The sequence below is a fragment of the Candidatus Binataceae bacterium genome, from assembly GCA_035294265.1.
Lineage (GTDB): Bacteria > Desulfobacterota > Binatia > Binatales > Binataceae > DATGLK01.
The window spans coordinates 1-18,525 of record DATGLK010000041.1 but is presented as its reverse complement, the minus strand read 5'-3'; the positions used below and the strand labels follow the sequence as shown (position 1 = coordinate 18,525).

Sequence of the window (18,525 nt, the reverse complement as noted above, 5' to 3'; positions counted from 1 at the left end):
ATATTCCTGACTGCTGCATCCCGTAGGACTCTGGGCCGTGTCTCAGTCCCAGTGTGGCTGACCATCCTCTCAGACCAGCTACCCGTCTTAGCCTTGGTGGGCCGTTACCTCACCAACTAGCTGATAGGCCGCGGGCCCCTCGGGAAGTGATAGCTTGCAAGAGCAGAGGCCACCTTTTACCCCAGATAGCGAACTATCCGTGGTCTTATCTGGTATTAGTCCGTCTTTCGACGGGTTATCCCAATCTCCCCGGCAGGTTACCCACGTGTTACTCACCCGTGCGCCGGTTTACTAGCCGGGTTGCCCCGACTTTCTCCCACGACTTGCATGTCTCAGGCACGCCGCCAGCGTTCGTTCTGAGCCAGGATCAAACTCTCCATAAATAGCTCAGGTTTCACCTCCCGTAGCGAAGCTTTCTTGCGAAAGCATCGTGGCGGGGGGATCGACCGCTAACTTTCGGAATTGGACGAGGTCTCCGGTCTCTCAACCGAAATTCCCGTCGCCCATTTAAAGGCATGCACTACTATTCAGTTTTCAAAGAACAACGCCCCACTTTGGGGTAACCACAACTTTTAATCTTTTGTGGTTTTGCTGTCAAGTTGCCGGCCAGCCAGGCCTAGAGCGCCTTGCGCCCTGCTGAGTCCACCCTTGGTTTTCAGCGGCCTGCTGTGACCGACCCGCTGCAATCTAGCGGCCTTACCTAAGCCGCGCAAGCCCCCCGGTGCGCTTTTTCGCGAACAGGCAATCGAAGGGCCGCGCTTGCCATTTAGGGCATTTTGCCCCCTGGGCAACGCGCCAATTTCCTCGCCCAGCTTCTGCCCGCGCCAGTTTTTCGCTACAAATATGCTTGGCGCGCGCGTCTGATTCAGGGACAATCGGCGCCCGCCTTAGGCAAATCATGGTCAGGATCCACGATCTTCACGTCGCCCGCACGGAGCCGCTGATTCCACCGCGCCTGCTCAAGAGCCAATTACCGCTGCCCGAAGCCACCGCCCAGTGGATCGCCGACACACGCCACGCCATCGCGCGCATTATCAGCGGCTCGGACCACCGCTTGCTGTGCATCGTCGGCCCCTGCTCGATCCACGATCCGGCGGCGGCCTGGGAGTACGCCGAGCGGCTGGCCGCGCTGGCCAACCAACTGGACAAGCAACTTCTCATCGTGATGCGGGTGTATTTTGAAAAGCCCCGTACCACTATCGGCTGGAAAGGGCTAATCAGCGACCCCCGCATGGATGATTCCTGCGACATGCAGGCGGGTTTGCGAATCGCTCGCGAACTGCTGCTGAAAATCGCGCTGTTGGGCTTGCCCGCGGCCACCGAACTGCTCGACCCCATCACGCCGCAGTACCTGGCCGACCTGATCTCGTGGGCGGCGGTTGGCGCCCGCACCACCGAGTCTCAGACCCATCGCGAAATGGCCAGCGGCCTCTCCATGCCGCTCGGATTTAAGAACCGCACCGACGGCGACCTGAAGATCGCCATCGACGCCATCGAATCGGCCCGCTGGCCCCATTCTTTTCTGGGTATCGACCAAGATGGCCAGACCGCGATCATCCGCACCACCGGTAATCCGCTTACCCATATCGTGCTGCGCGGTGGCCGTGGCCCCAACTATGACGCCACCAGTATTGCCCAATGCGAACAGATGCTGGCACGGGCCGCGCTTCCCACCCGCCTAATGGTCGATTGCTCGCATGGTCAGACCAACAAGGACTACACCCGCCAGCCTCTGGTACTGGACGCCCTGTTGACCCAAATCATGGCGGGCAATCGCTCGATTCTAGGTGTAATGGTCGAGAGCAACCTGTTCGCCGGTAATCAGCCCCTGGGCACAAATGCACGCGACCTTGCCTATGGCGTTTCCATCACCGACCCCTGTATCGATTGGCCGACCACAGAGCGCTGTCTGCGCCAAGCCGCCGCCCGCCTGGCCGACCTTCATTCGCGCTAAGCATTATCCCGCGCTAAGTCCACGGCGACAATCAGATAATACTAATCGAATTAGTACTCACTCAACGCCATTTATATGAAACCAAAAACCACCGATAAGTAAGCTTTTGACTAAGACCCTCGAAGCGAAGGCCAAAAAGTTCCACACCCATGATTAATACCCACTGCCGAAAGTAAGCCTACTGACCGGATTCTTGAAGATCCTCAGCCGCCGGAACGAACGCACATCGAGACGCGGCTTCGTGCGGCTTGCACTGTCCGCCGAGGGCCTAAGCCGCCAGAGATTTTTTATGAGCTGAGCGTATTCGAATAATAGCGGACGCGGAGCAGACTCGGAAGCTTGTCCTCAACTAGCGCGAGCATCGCGAGCACGCCCTCACAAACACCTACTAAGGTGTCGAACGGATACCGAAAACAAGGGGTCCGCTATGACAGGCGTCCGCGGGAGAGTTTCATTCCAGTGAGTCCTAGCTGCCAGTTTCTTAGCTGGCACTTAGGATGACGCGGGAGCGCCACCCTTTGGCCTGCTCGATGACCGGCTTCGGCATTTTGTCAGAGCAGGCGGAAAGCGCAATCCACGGGACCGAGTGTCGAATGGATCTCTGACACTCTGTAGGGCGACTGGGCGATCGTAAAATAGCAATCATCAATTGGTCCACTACAAAGCGACGCTGGGGCAAGGTGCCGCGCGATTAAGTGGCTACTGACTGAGGAGTCGACCTAGCGCATTGATTAGAGTATCCACCGTTTTGAGGTCTTCGGGTTGTAAGGGATTGACGCCGATCAAGTCGATTTCGCGTTCCAGTTCCGAGAATACCGCATCTTCGACAAAAACCATCAGATTGACCATAGCCATCGAATCCAGACGCCCGCCGCGGTCGGCCAGTATGGTCCCGGGCGATTTAGCGAGTTGCTGGCCCTCGGCCAAGGTTTCATTGAGCAGATCGATTGCGCGGTAGACCGCCGCTTCAAGGGCCTGATAAGTAACCAGGCGCCCGGAGTCATCTTGATACGATTCAAGCTTGATTTGATCGACCAATTTCATTCACCTCAGCCTTGACGATCGCAACTGACGGAGTGCCGCGGTTCGAGCGGCGGTTTGCGCGAAGCGGTCGTAGCCCGCGCAGAAATTCCTGGTAGGTCGCGCCCACCAGCGGCACCTGAACCTGGGCGGCGCTCGGATAGGCAGGCGGCTTAACCAGGACTCCAGCAGGCACGTCCGCGGTAATCACGGCACCGCCGCCAATCACGGCGCCCTCACCAATGGTCAAGACCCGGCCATTGGCGCCGGCGATGAGACAACAGGGCCCAACAAAGACATTGGGCTCAATCACCACTCGGCCTGGACCGCGCAGATGGGCCAGAATGACGGTGCGCAGTCCAATTTCGCAATTATCACCGATCTCGATCGCTTCGGGGTATTCGTTCTCGAGATAGACATCCTCGCCAATAAACACCCCGCGCCCGATGGTCACGCCGCGCCATCGATGGAGCCGTGGGCGCAGGCTGTAACTGCCGGGACAGACTCGCGCCAAGAGGTGCAAAATCCGATTGGAGGCACGGCGCCAGGCGTTTTTTTTGGCGCTTTGAGCGATCGCGCCCACCCCGCTTGTTCCTCCCAGCCCATGGCCGGTGCCGACCGATTCATCACGATCTTTCATGCCGATACCGACGCGACCTTGCCGCGAACGGCCTCCGCCAGCTGATCCTTCCACACCAGCTTGACGCAATCGGGCCAGGGTGGTTCTTGCTCCAGGTTCCACACGAAGAGGTATTCTTCGGGCCTTGAGTTTACCGTCAGCCCCTCCAGGACTTCCAGACAAGGAGCGTTTTTGGGCGTGGGGATATACTGTGCGACTAGGCGGTTAGCGCCCGCGGCGCGCGCGCTGGAGGCTAACACCGCGATGATCGCATTTTCAACTTTGCGCCCCATCGCCCGGCAGCTCAGGACGAAATCCACAATTTGCGCGCTCTTGTGGTCTGGTTCCAGCGCCAAAGTACCAATTCCTACCAGTCCATAATCGCCGAACTTATCGGTTACCTTGAACACCAGCGCTACGTGATCGTCCTGCCCGGACCAGGCCATAAATTCGGCGGCGGAAAGACGGCGGGTGCTGAGGTTAAGCTGGTTGGTCTTGTTGAGCAGTTGGGCGGCGCGCGGCAGGTTGGATTCCCCAAGGCGCTCCACCTCCAGAGTCAGCTGTAGACTTTGCAGCCAGTCCTCCAGTCCCAAAGCATCCTGGCGCAGCCGCTTGCGCTCGCGGTCGGCAACGTACATGGCGGTGCGCGCCCGATCTTCGGCGCTCACGACGGGGCCGTCAAAACAGTCCAGCGCGGCCAGGGCGGCGCAATAATAGGCGGGATTGGAGGGCCATTGCGGAACCAGCACCTCGGGCAGGGCCTGGCGGATACGGTCGCGTTCCACCGGGTTGTCATCGATGAAGACGACGGCATCCAGGCCCAAGTTAAGCTCCTGAGCGAGGTCTACGATATTGCGCGCCTTGTCCTGCCAATTGATCCGCCAGCCCGCGAAATCCTCCGTCCGCAGCACCATCTCGGGATGGCTGCGGAGCGCGTTGAGGGCGACGGCCTCGTGGTTTTTGCTTACGATCCCCAGCACCACGCCGCGGCGGGTGAGCGCACGCACAGCGCTCTGAAAATCGCGATAGGCCTCACCCACCGGATCGTGCCCGCCCACCCGCAGCGCCTCCCAACCGTCGTCGCCCACTACTCCGCCCCACAACGTTCCGTCGAGATCAAGGACCAGAAGTTTCTTGGCACCCCCATCCATGCCGCGAATCGCGGCGCTTAAATCGGCTGCGGCCAGCTTGAACAGATCCAGCGAAAAAGGGGTCTTGCTGGCGTACCACAGGCGGGGGTCATAGGCGATAGCCGCGCACAGGCCATGCCAGCGGCTGGAGTCGAGCAGGTAGATTCGCCGGTCCGCGCGCGCGCTTTCCGCAAGCGTGGCGTTCATCCGCAGCAGCGCCGCCGCCGGCCCGTATTCGGGATCGAAATCGAGCAGGTTACGGCGCGCAAAGAGAGGATGGGTGGCCGACCAAGTTGGCACCAGGATATGGCGGATATGGCTGGGCAGGTCAGCGAGGGCCTCGCCCAAGCGGCGCGCGTCGGCTGCGCTTTCCTCCAGGCTTGCGCCCTCGCCCAGCAGACGACGGCGATAGGCTGGCGACACCCCCTCGGGAGTGGTCCAAACCACCGCGATATCGGCATCGGCAGGCACGGCGGCCGGTGCGGTGCCAAGCAGGCATTGCATCACCTGGCCGAAGGGCGCGCAGTGAGCCTCGATCGCGTCCGAACGCGCGAGCAGAGCCGCCAAGTTGCTTGCGTTGAAGTCAGAAATCACGATTATGCGATGCACGCTTCCAGCCTTACCTCGGTTGTGCCCTCACAGACCAGCCGCACGTTGCAAAATCGCGCTAAGCCCTTTGGCCTGGCCCAGCAGCCATGGGCTACGGGACAGATAGTTGTCGCGCAATTCCGACAGCAGCCGGCGAGAAGCGACTTGGGCTCGATACCACGGCGGGCGACGAGGTCCCGGGCCCCAGGCCGGCTCCTTGGCGCGCAAAAGCCTGATTCGGACACGTTGGCCGGGTTCCGTGGTCAATTGCGCCACCAGATCGTTGCCTTGTAACTCGAAGTCAAGCGGGCGGTTATCATGAATCAGCCCGGTTGGCTCGCCGTTAGTCAAGCGGCGATACAGGCGATAGGTTGCAGCTTGCGAGGAAGAATTCTTGAAGACGAAATCGTCAGTGTAAAACCGCAGCCATCGCTCATGCGGACCCGCGCACTTTATCAGCGCCGCTCCATTTACGATTTCTCCCGGAGAGTCCCACTCCAGTTGCTCGATCTGCTGGCTGAGCCTGGTCACGAACGCGGCCAGCGGCTCACATCCGGCTTTGAAATAGCCGTGATGTTCGACCACAAAGGCGGGCTTGCCCACAAAGACGCCAAAAGCGATCGCGAACAGATCGCGCGGGTACCAGCGGGCAAATAGCGGACAACCGCCGTAGGCCGTCACCGCAACCTCAAGCAGATCGCGCCAAGTCAGATCGCCTACTTGCCAGTCAGCAGCCAGGACGGAGGTGTTGATGGCCGCCTTATAGCCCTCCGCGTCCAGCGCCTGCAGCGCCGCCTTAATGAAACCGCCCTGGGGAAAAATCATGATCGGCTCGTGCTCGATACCGGTGGCGTCGCGATGAGCGGCCATCCAGGTCTGCGCCAGCCGGCTTTTGTCACGCAAGTCGGCGACGCTCCCGCGCTTGAACTCGCCGGCAGTGTGATCGCAGCCATGCACACACAGCGAGAATTGGCCGGGGCGGCGGTGGAACAGGGCGGCGACGCGGGGTTGGCTGCGGCGATAGTTCCAGGGAATGAATGCAATCGAGGTGGCGAAGCGATGCTCGTCCATGGCCAGTGCCAACTGGTGGTAATCGAGATAGCCGTAGCGGGGCCGCAGCAAGGGATCGTCGATCAGCAGGCAGGCGCGCGGATTGGGATTATGCCAGCAGGCTTCGCCTCCCGCGGTGCGCATGAAAATCAGCCAGGGCAGCAATTCCAGGTACTGTAGCGGCTGGATCCCAGCCGCCGAGCAAGCTGCGTCGAGGTCCAGCGCACGGCCCCCGGCGAGCAGGAAGAGATCGCCTTGAGCACGCCGGACCCGCACCAGCCATGGGCTCCCGCCAAGCGTCACGACGGGTTCCAGTGCTGGGGAGCCGACCTGAGGGACAAAAGCTCGCCAACCCGCCTGGTCGGGAACGATCTCGAACGAAAGCCCGCGCAGTTGACGACACCCCGGCGGCATCTCCTGGGCCAGCGTAACCCTGAGCGGGGAGCTTGAAATAGCGCTGGGACCGCGCAGGGCACCCTGCGTCAGCGCGCCAACGAGATTGTCGGGAGCCGCGCATCCCTGTTGCTCCTGGGCGTAGAGCAGCACCAAGCGCTCTTCGTCCAAAATTTGGGAGCGCGCGGCATGGGTGAGTTGGGCAAATGCCGCGAAGCTGGCGATGAGCGCATCGCACTCAAGGTCGGGCTCACCGCCGAGCGATTCAGAACCCGTCGGGGTCAAACCGCAGAACCTGGCCAGCGCTGCCAACCGCGCGTCCGTCGCCTGGGTGGGGGCGCAGGAAATAATAGTCAGCCTACCGTAGCGGGAGCTGTGCGTCTGGCTGTGCAACCGAGAACACCTTCCGGTGCCTGTCCGTCAAGGGACCAAGAGCTACCGTGGTGGCACTAAGCAAGGCTTATACCCGGACAGATCGCCAAGAATTCGCAAGGCTTTTGCGCAACTCCTGACCGCGAAGAGAGCAGAATTTACAACGGGAAAGCGCAGAGCTTACAACCGGGAAACTTGTCGCCCCCCTGACGCTGAAGTCAGGTTTGGCGGCGTGCCGCCTTGACCTTCTCCGCGATCAACATTGCGTTTTGCGCGGCGCTCAACCGCACCCGGAAGTTATCGGGGCGTTCCAACGCCTTGTAGCGCTGGTCCAAGCGGGCAAATTCGCTCAGAAACTCCTCGCGCGCCTGGGCCAGCTCCGTCAGCGGGAGACGCGGCTGGCCGTGCTCGAGGCAGGGTTCCAATAACGGCATTACGCGCTCGGGGGTGGGCTTGAATTCGCGCGTCACGGTGGCCGTGGTCTCTTCGAACAGGGCGACGACATCGGCATAAAACTGGCCACTGCGGTCCCAGGCACGAAAGAGCTGCTTGCGACCAGGCAAGGTTATCTTGCCATGGGCGGATTTGAAGCGCGGCGAGCCGGCGTACTCGGTCAGCTTATAGGTCAGATCGAGCACTGGGGCGTCCAAACTGACCGCCAGCGCACTGCCCACGCCAAAGGCATCGATCGGCGCCTTAGAACGCACCAGTTCGGCGATAGCGTATTCATCCAGGTTGCCGCTGGCAAAAATGGTGGCGCGGGTCAGCCCTTCACCATCGAGGTAGCGCCGCACTCGTTTGCTGAGGTCCGCCAGATCGCCGCTGTCCAAACGCACCCCCTGCAACTCAAAGCCCTCACCCTTGAGTTCGTGCGCGACCGCTGCAGCATTGGCCGCGCCCTTGACCGTGTCGTAGGTATCGATCAGCAGGGTGCTGAGTTTGGGAAATGAGCGGCCGAAATCGATAAAGGCGTCGCGCTCGCGCTCGTGCGCCATTACGTAGCTGTGTGCCATCGTGCCGTAGATGGGGATCCCATAGAGACGTCCGGCCAGTACGTTGGAGGAGCCGTGGAAGCCGGCTAGATAACTGGAGCGGGCGGCCACTAGCCCGGCGTCAACTCCCTGGCTGTGGCGCAGTCCGAAATCGATCAGGCGCCGGCCGCCGGCCACCCCGAAGCAGCGCGCCGCCTTGGTCGCAATCAGGGAGGCCACCCCAATCTGGTTAATCGCGATAGTTTCGAGCAGTTGGGCCTCGATTAGAGGCGCATATACCTCGACGATCGGCTCGTCGGCGAAGCAGATCGTGCCCTCGCGTAAGGCCCGGATCGTTCCGGTGAAGGAAAAGTTGGCCAGATAATCCAGGAATTGCGGCTTGAACAATTGCAGCGAGTCCAGATACTGCAGGGCGCTGGGCGAAAAACGCAGATTACGCGCCGCGTCGATCAGCCGCGCCAGTCCAGCCGCGACCAGGTAACCTCGCCGCGGTGGCAGACGGCGTAGACTCAGAACAAAGGCAGCCGGCTCGTTGAGACCGCGCTCCAAGTAGCTGGCGGCCATGGTCAATTCGTACAAATCGATCAACAAAGCGCTGTCGGCGCTATCCAACTGCAGGTCGCTGCTCATCAGGCGGTGGACCTCTTCTCTTGGACGGCCCGGCTAAACCAACCGGTCGCCGGTCGGACCCAGGGGTCGCGCAATTGTCGCAGCAAAATGGGCTCGCTTGCAATTGGCCTGCGCCCGAAGCTGACAAGTGCGACGGATCGAAAGAATCAGCTCACTCGCGGTGTAGGCGGTTCGGGCGGCGCCGGTGGTCCCGGCGATGCGGGGAGTTCGGCGATGACCCGGGTTTCGCGTCCATCCTGGCCTCGGATCGCCTCGAACATCCGGCGCAAGCGTTGATGGACCAGGTAATTGACCGTCCCCGGTTCGTCGATATTTCCCGCTTTGACCCCAGTCAGCAACTGAATTCCGTCATCGATAGTATCGATAGGGTAGAGATGAAATTCGCCTCGGCGCACCGACTCGACCACCTCCGATTCCAGCATCAGATTATTCAGGTTGGCTCGCGGTATCATCACGCCCTGAGTCCCGGTTAAGCCCACGACCTTGCAAACCCGGTAGAAACTCTCGATCTTTTCGTTGGCCCCGCCGATCGCCTGGACTTGGCCGTGCTGATCTACCGAACCCGTCACCGCCAAATCCTGACGAATAGGCAGACCGCTGAGCGCCGAAAGCAGTACGTAGAGTTCGGTGGAGCTGGCGCTGTCGCCGTCAATTCCCGAATAGGATTGCTCGAAGCATACCCCCGCGCTCATCGCCACCGGAAAGCTTTGGCCGAAGCGTTGGCGCAGGAAACCCGCCAAAATCATGATTCCCTTATCGTGCGTGGAACCCGACAAGCGGGCCTCGCGCTCGATATTGATGATCCCAGCCTGACCCAGCGCCACCGTGGCGGTCACCCGCGAGGGACGACCGAAGGCGTAACCGCCAACGTCGATTACCGCCAGTCCGTTGATTTGGCCCACCCGCTTGCCGCTGAGTTCCACCACCAGAACTCCCTCGGCGATCATTCGGCGGATCTCTTCTTCGATGTAATTGAGTCGCAGCACCCGCTCGTGCAGAGCGCGTTCGACATACTCCGCGCTGACCTCCGGCGCGCCCGCAGCACGCGCATAGTAGGCGGCTTCGCGCCCCAGATCGTCGATCGGCTCCATCAGGGTGAGCACCCGCCCGCGTTCGCCCGCCAGCCGCATCCCGTACTCGACGATTCGCGCCAGGGCCCCGCCGTCGAAGGTGGGAAGCTGCTCCTGGCTGGCAAGCGCCGCGATCCGGTTGGCGTAGTAGCGTACCGCCTCGTCGCTGACGTCGATCACCGGCCGAATCTCGGCCTTGACCTTGAACAGCTCGGCGAAGTCAGGGTCATAGAAGTACAGCAGGTTGTAGAGATTGCGCGTACCCAGCACAATCACCTTGTTCTTGATCGCAATCGATTCGGGCTTGAGGCCGCTGCTGAAAAAAAACTGAAAGGGCTCCAGGGTATCGACTGTGATACAGCCGGTCTTGAGGCTGCGCTTGAGCGTCTTCCACACCCCGGGCTCGACAATCGCGTCTTCCAGATCGATTACCAGGAAGCCGTGATCGGCGCGCTGGAATGAGCCCGCGATGATACGAGTGAAATTGGTGCTGGGACGGCCCATCGGATCTATCCAGCGCTCGATCGTACCGAAGAGATTTTTGTAGTTGGGAGCCGGCTCATGAATAACCGGCGCGCCGCTGGTGGCGGAATTATCGACCAGCACGTTGACCTGGTAATCGGCGATAGCGGCCTCCGCCGCCGCCATCGCGGCGGCCATCGGATTGTCCGGGTTCTGATGCTCGGGATGCTCGCGAAAACGCTCCAGATGGGAGAGCATGTGCTCGGCCACCTGGTCCAGGTAGCGCTCAACCGCCGGGTTGGCGTAACGCTGCTTGAGCACCTCCACGGCCGGGCGGATGACGCGACCGGCAAAGGCGCGCTCAATCTCGCGGATATCCTTGATCAAGTCGCGCATCATCTCTTGTTGGCGCTGCACGATGGTGGCCAGCTCCCCCTGTAATTCGTCCTGGCGGCGGCCCAAGTCGGCGCGCTGCTCGTCGCTCATACGGGTCAATTCCGCCTGCAGAGCTTCGGGATTGGCCGGCATCTGGCCGTTGATCAGGGGGATGAAGATGGGCTGACCGTTGGCGGCACTGCTCAAGACAAAGCCCTTCTCCTTGGCTCGCTCCTCCAGCCGGCCGAACAGCTCCTGGGCCAGCTTGTTGTATTTCTCGCGTAGCGCATTGCGTTCGTGATCGAAGCCCTCTTGGCGAAAGGCCTTGGGTAACTGGTCACGCACGTAGTTGACCAATTCGCTCATCCGCTCCGCCAGATCCCGTCCCTGACCCGCCTTGAGCGCAATCGCGATGGGCGACTCGGCGCTTTGGAAGTTGTTGACGTAAACCCAGTCGCCGGGGGTGGGCATCTCGGCCGCACGGGTGCGTAACAGATGCAAAATCGCCTCGCGCTCGCGCCCGCCGCGCACCCCGGTGACGAAGATGTTGTAACCCGGGGCGGCGATGCCGATCGCCATTCGGATCGCATCCAGCGCGCGCCCCTGGCCCAGTAATTCTTCGCTGGGTCCGCGCTCGCTCGCCGCTGGCTGCGTCAGCGGGGCCATGCCGCGCAATTGCGCCGCTTCCAGCTCCGCCATGGCGGGCGCGGCAATCAGATTGGATGTGTTAGGATCGGAGCCTTGTCCAGGCATGAGTCTTTCACCCGAAAATGAATTAGTGGACCGCAGGCCAATCCGCCTACGGCTAGAGTTTAGGCGCAACGACCGTCAGCACACCGGCGTCCCAACGTGCCGAGACCTGCTTAATATCGATCGGATGGGAAAAATTAAGCTGGCGCGTCCAACCGCCGCCACGCAGGTTGGCGCGCACGGTCAGCGTCAAGCGCGTGGTTTCGACCTCAATCTGCTCAGGGCGTAAGCCTGCGCCGGCCAGCCGGATTTCATAGGCGGTAGGGCTTTCCGCCACCAGCATCGGCTGGCGCTGGCCTAGGGGCGCCTGCCATCGCCCGATCAGCAGTTCGTCGAACGCCTGCTCCAGCGCCCGCTCGAACTCTTCCAGCGGATTTACTACAAAATGCGCCACCGGGCTCCCTCACACGACCTGCGAACAATTGTATCGCGCCCGACGCTCGCGTCCAGCGGTGTCAGGCAACCCTTTATGCGCTTGCCGATCTGACCCCGGCGCGGTATGGTCTGCTTTGATGCCGTTCAACAAGATTCTCGCTCCTACCGACTTCTCTGAAGATTCCAACCACGCGTTGCAATACGCTGAGGAGTTGGCGCGCAAGTTCGGCTCCGAGATGATCGTGATGCATGTGGCACAAGCGCTAGCCCCGGTCACCTTCAGCTTAGATCCGGGTGGCAGCGCCGATCCGCTCGCCTTGGAGACTATCGGGCGGATCGCCGAGGAGCAACGGCTGGCCGCCCAGCGCGAGCTGGATCGGATCGTGCACAATTTGCGCGATAGCGGCCTGCGAGCACGCAGCCTGCTGCGGGTCGGCGCGGCCTTCGTGGAAATCCTCACCACCGCGCAGAGCGAGACCGCCGACCTTATCGTAATGGCCACTCACGGCCGCTCCGGTCTGGCCCATATGCTGCTGGGCAGCGTAGCCGACCGGGTTGTCGCCAAGGCACCCTGCCCCGTCCTCACCGTGCGCCATCCCGACCGCAAGTTCCGCCATCCTTTGGACAAATAAACTAGCGCACGGAACCTACGCCAACCGGCCCCTTCTTCGGCAGCGAGCGACCGTCCGCGAGCAAAAAGTCGCGCTTCCCGGCCGCAAAGTGAGCTAAACTGCCCGTATGAGCCCGGAAGATCTCCTCGTCGAGTTCAGTCGCTTTCTCCAGCGTATCGAAGCCAGCGCCAAAACGGGCTTGGCCTTCAACCCTCCTGTCTTCGACGCCGAGCGCTACAGCGAGATGCTGTCCGAGACGGCCCGTCTGCGCGCGCTTGTGTCCAGCGCGCGCGCAAGCGATGCGCAAGCAATGCTCGAGCGCTGGCGGGCCGAGGTCGGCGATAGCATTTCGGGCTACGTCACACCCAAGGTGGGATGCGGCGGGGTGGTTTTCAATCGGCACAACGAGTTGCTCCTCATCCAGCGCTTAAGCGGTGGATGGCTTTATCCCGGCGGCTATTGCGATGTCGGTCTCTCGGCCAGCGACAATGTGGCCAAAGAAGTGCGCGAGGAAACCGGCCTGCGCGTAACGCCGTTGCATCTGCTGGGTGTGCTCGATACGCTTAGGCACGGTTTAATCGCGGCGCATGGCTATGTGCTTCTGTTCTTGTGCCGGCTGGAGGACGGAGAGCTGAAGCCCAACCTCAACGAAGTTCGCCAAGCCCGCTTCTGGCCACTGGACGCACTACCCCAGCCGATGCATCTGCGCGACACCCGCTGGATCGACGTTGCGCGCCAGTTTCATTTTGAGCATCGTCGCGAGCCCGATTTCGATCTTTGACCGCACAAATCATCGCTCGGCGCTTGTTATCTACGACACAAACCTGCATAGGCTAGGCGAAAGTTTGCCATAACATGCGCCAGCGCTCATCCACGGCGAAAAATCTCGCCCAGCCTGCAGTTCGCGCCCCTTTCCTCGAAAGTCACGTATTCTCTGGCCGATAGAGTCCACAAACACCTCTATTTCCCCGAATCGAAGTAGAACCCACGGGCGGCCTCAACGCGGCGAAGCGCACTTTCATTCAGCAGGACAAACGAAGGCTTGTGTTTGCGCAAGAGCCGGTTCCGTGCCGCTGGCGGTCAAAACTGCGTGCGGGGTCATCACGTCCGTGGTGGGAGGTTTGCGTACCGACAAATCACGAGTATATGGCGCGACATCGCGCTCATGGATAGGGGTCGCAGACGCGCGATAGTCTGCGCCTGGATCTCCGTAACGGCTTGAAAACTACGCGCCGTGCCAGCGGTCAGGTGGGGCCGGCAGCGCCGTTCTGATAACGTGAGGGCAGCCCACTTGCTCCGAGTTGTTCCGGCTGTTAGGCCGATTTCTGACCCATGGAAACCAACTCGGTGCGACCGACACCCCGAATTTCGCGGCCGCCAAGGTCGAAAGGCGGCGGCGCTGCGCGAGCACGGCAGCGCCCCGCCGTGATCGAAGTCCAAGGGCTGCACGTCGCGCACGAAGAGACCATCCTGGAGCGCATCGATTGGCGCGTCGAGCGCGGCCAGCATTGGGTTATTCTGGGCGCCAACGGCTCAGGCAAGACCTCTTTATTGCGGACCTTGACTGGCTATCTGCCGCCCACGGCCGGCGCCATCTCGGTGCTGGGCCAGACGTATGGCCGCAGCGACTGGCGCGAGTTGCGCAAGCGGGTGGGAATCGTCAGTTCGGGCGTGCACGATCTGATGGAAGATAACGAGCCCGCGCTCAACGCCGTGCTCAGCGGCCGCTTCGCCCAGTTTGGCCTGTGGGAACCGGTGACCGCCGCGCAGCGCGGCGAAGCGCTGCGGATTCTGCGTCAAGTTGAATGCGCCGGGCTGCGCCAGCGGCCTTGGCGCCATCTCTCCCAGGGCGAACGCCAGCGAATTCTGATCGGGCGCGCCCTGATGGCGCGCCCCAAGCTGCTGATTCTCGATGAACCGTGCGCGGGCCTGGACCCGGTCGCGCGCGAGCACTTCTTGCGCTTCCTCCAGCGGCTGGCGCGCCGCTCTAGCGGACCTACCCTGGTTCTTGTGACCCATCACACCGAAGAGATCACCCCAGCCTTCTCTCACGTCCTGATCCTCAAGCGCGGTCGCGTTCTGGCCGCTGGGAGCAAGGCCACGACTCTAACCGCGCGGCGCTTGGCGGAAACCTTTGCCGCACCAGTCAGCCTAAGCCGCCGCCAGGGTCGCTATTACCTGAGCGTTAAGCCGGCTGATGATTTTGTCACATAATGTAATAGGTCGATGACATTCACACAGGCACCCGCTCGTCATGCCGATGAGCGAAGCGAGCGGGGTCGAACAAAGTCGCAAGAGCTGCGACGGCTTGGTACACCTGGCAAGCGGAGGGCGCGCCAAATCTAGGCCGATTTCTGCCTCAGCGCCAGGAAGTCTATTGCCGCCAACAAGGCACTGGTGTGGAATTCGACGCACGGACAAAAAGCGGACAATTTAGACGTGCTGAGAGAGAAAAATCTTGGTGATCCCAGCGGGAGTCGAACCCGCGTTCCCGACGTGAGAGGCCGGTGTCCTAACCACTAGACGATGGGACCTAAGCGCATCAAAAAAAGCGCTGGTTGACAGGCGCTTTTCAGCACTACACGGGCCTGGTCCTGGGGTCAAGCAGGGATCTGCCAGGAGGCCAGCCAAGCGATGCGGGTCGATTTGGAGCTGGCTTGGCAAATAACTGACCAGTCAGTTATATTTGACAAATGGGTAGGATCGCCGCCGCCAGACACGAAGAACATGCGCAGGCTCGCCGCGCGGCGATTCTAGACGCTGCATTGCGCGTCTTCGCCGAGCTCGGATTCAGCGCGGCCCGGATGGAACAGGTCGCCGCCGCAGCCGGAGTCTCCAAAGCTGCATTGTATCTATACTTCCCTTCTAAAGACGCCTTGCTGCAAGCCGTCCTGGACCGTTACGCATTACTCCCCGAGATGCCCGCGATGGTGGCCGCGCTGGAACAGACGCCACCAGCACTTGGCATTCCCAAGCTGATTTCTCAAGCCTGGCCGCTGCTGCGCCAACGCAGAGGGCTAGCACAGGTAATCGTCCATGAAATCCAGAGCCATCCCGGACGCGCGCGGCTGTTCGCCGAACGGGTGGGGCTACCCGCTTATCAAGCTCTGGCAGCCTACTTGGAGCGCTGGATGGAGCGCGGGCAGTTGCGGCGCCAGCACGCACTGGCCGCCGCGCAATGCCTGTTCGGCATGCTCTGGTTTTTTCTTTTGACCCAGGAATTGACCGGCGGCAAGGAGTTATACCCGCTTTCGGACCAGACCGTGGTCAGCACGGTAAGCCGGATGTTTTTGGAAGGGGCCACGCAGCCCTTGCAAGCGGCCGCGCGGCCAGCGACCGCAGGAAGCAAACGCGCCGGCCTGAACAACCGCCATTCTTAGAATTTGTCAGGCGTCTATCACAGATGAGTTCGATTCGTAATTTTCGTCCCGCCCCCCTCTTCGCGGCTTTGCTAACATTGCTAGCGGCGGGTTGCCAAGCGCGGCCAGCGATGCCAACGCGACCGCCGGTGAGGGTCAGCGTAAGCCTTCCGGTGGAACGTGAGGTAATCCGCTGGAACCAGTACAGCGGCTATCTCTCCTCCCCACAAACTGCCGACGTCAAGGCGCGGGTGAGCGGGCTCATCGTGCAGGCGCCCTTTCGCGAGGGTACGCTGGTGCATCAGGGCGATCTGCTCTTCAGGATCGATCCACGCCCATTTCAGGCCGACCTCGACAACAAACAGGCCGCAGTGGCGCAAGCCAAGGCGGCGGTGGGCTACGCTAAGCTTCAGTACCAGCGCTATTCGGCGCTGGTTAATTCGCACGTGGTGTCGGCGGAGAATTACGACAACGCCAAGGCGACCTATCTGCAGGCACAGGCCGCGCTGGAAGCGGCCCAAGCGGCGCTGGAGAGTTCGCGTCTGAATCTGCAATGGACGGAGGTACGGGCCCCAATTGCCGGCCGCATCAGCCGAATTAACGTAACCGTGGGCAACCTGGTCAACGGCGGCTCGGCCCAGGCCACTACCCTTACCACCATCGTTTCGATCGACCCAATCTACTGCTACCTCAATGTGCCCGAGGGGGATGCGCTGCGCTACCAGGAGATAGCCTTGGAAGAGAAGCACGCTAACGTGGCCCAGGCCAAGGAGCCGTGCGACTTACAACTGGAAAACGAGAGCGGCTTTCCTCATCATGGGCTGATCGATTTCATTGACAACCAGGTCGATGTCAGCACAGGCACGGTGCAATTGCGCTGCGTACTGGCTAATCCCACCGGGTTGTTGATTCCGGGCCTGTTCGCCTTGGCTCATATTCCGGCCAGCGGCCGCTACCGGGCGCTGTTGATACCCGATGCCGCAGTTAACACCGACCAGAACGAGCGCTACCTGCTGATCGTGGGGAGGGACAATATCGTAGAGCGCCGACCGGTCACGTTGGGCGCACTCTTCGGCGATCTGCGCGCGATTACTCAGGGGCTTAAGCCCGGCGAGCGGGTAATCGTAGAGGGGATGCAGTTCGCGAGTGCGGGTAGCAAGGTAATTCCACACCAAGTCCCGATTCCAGCGCAGGCACTGGCCCTCGTTGAACGAGAGGCGCGCCTGCCGCAAACCCAGTTCGATCCCCCAGTGAGCCGGCAAAGCGGAGCGCTACCGTGAAGATCGCGCATTTTTTCATCGATCGGCCTGTATTCGCGATCGTCATTTCGATCGTCGTGATTATCGCCGGCTCGATCGCCGCCTTTACCCTGCCAATCTCCCAGTATCCCGAGATCGTGCCACCCACCGTCACCGTCACCGCGACCTATCCTGGCGCCAACGCCGAGACCATGGCCAAAACCGTTGCCACTCCGATCGAAGAGCAGGTCAACGGGGTGGAAAACATGCTGTACATGTCCAGCCAGTCCACCAACACCGGTACCATGACCTTGACCGTAACCTTCAAGGTCGGCACCAACCTGGATGTGGCCCAGGTCCAGGTTCAAAACCGGGTAGCGGTGGCGCTACCGCAGCTTCCGGCCGAGGTCCAGCAGGAAGGGGTCGTGGTGAAGAAGGCCTCGCCCAACATCACCTTGGCCATCGCGTTTTATTCACCCGACAACTCGCATGACGCGCTGTTTATTAGCAATTTCGTGACCCTACAGCTCAAGGACGAAATCGCGCGACTGCCCGGAGTCGGCGACATCACGATTTTCGGCGTGCGAGACTATTCGATGCGGCTGTGGCTGAACCCCGACAAGATGGCGGTGCGCAGCATGACCGTGGGCGATGTAATAAACGCGGTCAAGGAGCAGAACGTGCAAGTGGCGGCCGGGATCGTGGGCGGACCACCACTGCCCAAACAAAGCGCCGCCTTTCAGTACACGCTCAACGCCGAAGGGCGGCTCACCGATCCCTCCCAGTTCGGCGATATCGTGGTCAAGGTAGGTAGCGACGGGCGCATTACCCACCTGCGAGACGTGGCCCGTATCGAGCTGGGCGCCGCTGACTATAGTACCGCCAGTTACTACGACGGCCATCCCACTGTTGGCCTGGCCGTCTTTCAACTTCCCGGCACCAACGCCCTCAAAACCGCCAATGCGATCTACGCCAAGATGAAAGAGCTCAAGAAGCGCTTTCCGCCGGGCGTGGACTACGCCATCGCTCACGACACCACCCCTTTCGTGCGCGAGAGTATTCACGATCTGCTGCGCACGCTGCTCATCGCGGTGGGTCTGGTCGCCCTGGTCGTGCTGATTTTCCTGCAGAGCTGGCGCGCTTCGCTGGTCCCCATCCTGGCGATCCCGGTGTCACTGATCGGCACCTTCGCCGCGATGTGGGCCGCGGGCTTTTCGCTCAACATGCTGTCGCTCTTCGGCCTGGTGCTGGCCATCGGGATCGTGGTGGACGACGCTATCGTGGTGGTAGAAAACGTGCAACGCTGGCTGGAAGAGGGTCTGCCCCCACGCGAGGCCGCGTTCCGGGCGATGAGCGAAGTCACGCCCGCGGTCATCGCGATTGCCTTCGGCCTGTCGGCGGTATTCGTGCCGGTAGCTTTCATCCCGGGAATAACCGGCCGCTTCTACCAGCAGTTTGCATTGACCATTGCCTTCTCGACCCTACTGTCGGCTTTCAACTCCCTGACCCTCAGCCCGGCACTGTGCGCGCTGCTGCT

14 protein-coding genes, 1 tRNA gene and 1 rRNA gene are annotated in these 18,525 nt (G+C 61.3%); 7 read left to right on the top strand and 9 right to left on the bottom strand.

The annotated features are described in order from the left end of the window. A 16S ribosomal RNA gene (locus tag VKV28_07495) occupies nt 1–383 on the bottom strand; the annotation flags it as partial. Nucleotides 384–898: 515 nt separating this feature from the next. Here VKV28_07495 and VKV28_07490 point away from each other — a divergent pair. Continuing rightward, nucleotides 899–1,954 (top strand): 3-deoxy-7-phosphoheptulonate synthase, encoded by a 1,056-nt coding sequence (locus VKV28_07490; GenBank protein ID HLH76633.1) that lies wholly within the window; start codon nt 899–901, stop codon nt 1,952–1,954. 699 nt (nt 1,955–2,653) lie between these two features. Here VKV28_07490 and VKV28_07485 read toward each other — a convergent pair. The 7 genes from VKV28_07485 to VKV28_07455 all read right to left on the bottom strand — a co-directional run bounded on the left by VKV28_07485 (nt 2,654) and on the right by VKV28_07455 (nt 11,799). Then, entirely contained in the window at nt 2,654–2,998 is a 345-nt protein-coding gene (locus tag VKV28_07485; protein ID HLH76632.1) for a hypothetical protein, read from the bottom strand. Then, entirely contained in the window at nt 2,970–3,614 is a 645-nt protein-coding gene (locus VKV28_07480; protein ID HLH76631.1) for a hypothetical protein, read from the bottom strand. The genes VKV28_07485 and VKV28_07480 overlap by 29 nt, the downstream gene beginning before the upstream one ends. After that, complete coding sequence (locus tag VKV28_07475) at nt 3,611–5,332, bottom strand: HAD-IIIC family phosphatase (GenBank protein HLH76630.1); 1,722 nt, start codon at nt 5,330–5,332, stop codon at nt 3,611–3,613. The genes VKV28_07480 and VKV28_07475 overlap by 4 nt, the downstream gene beginning before the upstream one ends. Before the next feature lie 27 nt (nt 5,333–5,359). After that, nucleotides 5,360–7,147, bottom strand: coding sequence for a hypothetical protein (locus VKV28_07470; protein ID HLH76629.1), 1,788 nt, complete (start codon nt 7,145–7,147; stop codon nt 5,360–5,362). Between the two features lie 197 nt (nt 7,148–7,344). Next, entirely contained in the window at nt 7,345–8,748 is a 1,404-nt protein-coding gene (locus tag VKV28_07465) for a nicotinate phosphoribosyltransferase (GenBank protein HLH76628.1), read from the bottom strand. A gap of 146 nt (nt 8,749–8,894) precedes the next feature. Further along, on the bottom strand, nt 8,895–11,408 hold the full coding sequence (locus VKV28_07460) for an ATP-binding protein (protein ID HLH76627.1): 2,514 nt from the start codon (nt 11,406–11,408) through the stop codon (nt 8,895–8,897). Between the two features lie 52 nt (nt 11,409–11,460). Beyond that, on the bottom strand, nt 11,461–11,799 hold the full coding sequence (locus tag VKV28_07455; protein HLH76626.1) for an Hsp20/alpha crystallin family protein: 339 nt from the start codon (nt 11,797–11,799) through the stop codon (nt 11,461–11,463). A 118-nt stretch (nt 11,800–11,917) separates the two neighbouring features. On the opposite strand from VKV28_07455, the gene VKV28_07450 reads away from it, so the two are divergent. From VKV28_07450 to VKV28_07440, 3 genes are all read left to right on the top strand, one after another. Further along, nucleotides 11,918–12,412, top strand: coding sequence for a universal stress protein (locus VKV28_07450; GenBank protein ID HLH76625.1), 495 nt, complete (start codon nt 11,918–11,920; stop codon nt 12,410–12,412). A gap of 106 nt (nt 12,413–12,518) precedes the next feature. Next, nucleotides 12,519–13,172, top strand: coding sequence for an NUDIX domain-containing protein (locus VKV28_07445; protein ID HLH76624.1), 654 nt, complete (start codon nt 12,519–12,521; stop codon nt 13,170–13,172). A 644-nt stretch (nt 13,173–13,816) separates the two neighbouring features. Further along, nucleotides 13,817–14,605 carry an ABC transporter ATP-binding protein gene (locus VKV28_07440; GenBank protein ID HLH76623.1) on the top strand — a complete coding sequence of 263 codons (789 nt, stop codon included), beginning with the start codon at nt 13,817–13,819 and terminating at the stop codon, nt 14,603–14,605. A 245-nt stretch (nt 14,606–14,850) separates the two neighbouring features. Here VKV28_07440 and VKV28_07435 read toward each other — a convergent pair. Next, nucleotides 14,851–14,925 (bottom strand) — tRNA-Glu (locus VKV28_07435). A 159-nt stretch (nt 14,926–15,084) separates the two neighbouring features. On the opposite strand from VKV28_07435, the gene VKV28_07430 reads away from it, so the two are divergent. The 3 genes from VKV28_07430 to VKV28_07420 all read left to right on the top strand — a co-directional run. After that, nucleotides 15,085–15,771 carry a TetR family transcriptional regulator gene (locus tag VKV28_07430; GenBank protein ID HLH76622.1) on the top strand — a complete coding sequence of 229 codons (687 nt, stop codon included), beginning with the start codon at nt 15,085–15,087 and terminating at the stop codon, nt 15,769–15,771. Between the two features lie 110 nt (nt 15,772–15,881). Then, entirely contained in the window at nt 15,882–17,030 is a 1,149-nt protein-coding gene (locus tag VKV28_07425; protein ID HLH76621.1) for an efflux RND transporter periplasmic adaptor subunit, read from the top strand. After that, a partial coding sequence (locus VKV28_07420) for an efflux RND transporter permease subunit (protein ID HLH76620.1) occupies nt 17,027–18,525 on the top strand: 1,499 nt, incomplete at its 3' end. The genes VKV28_07425 and VKV28_07420, both read left to right, overlap by 4 nt.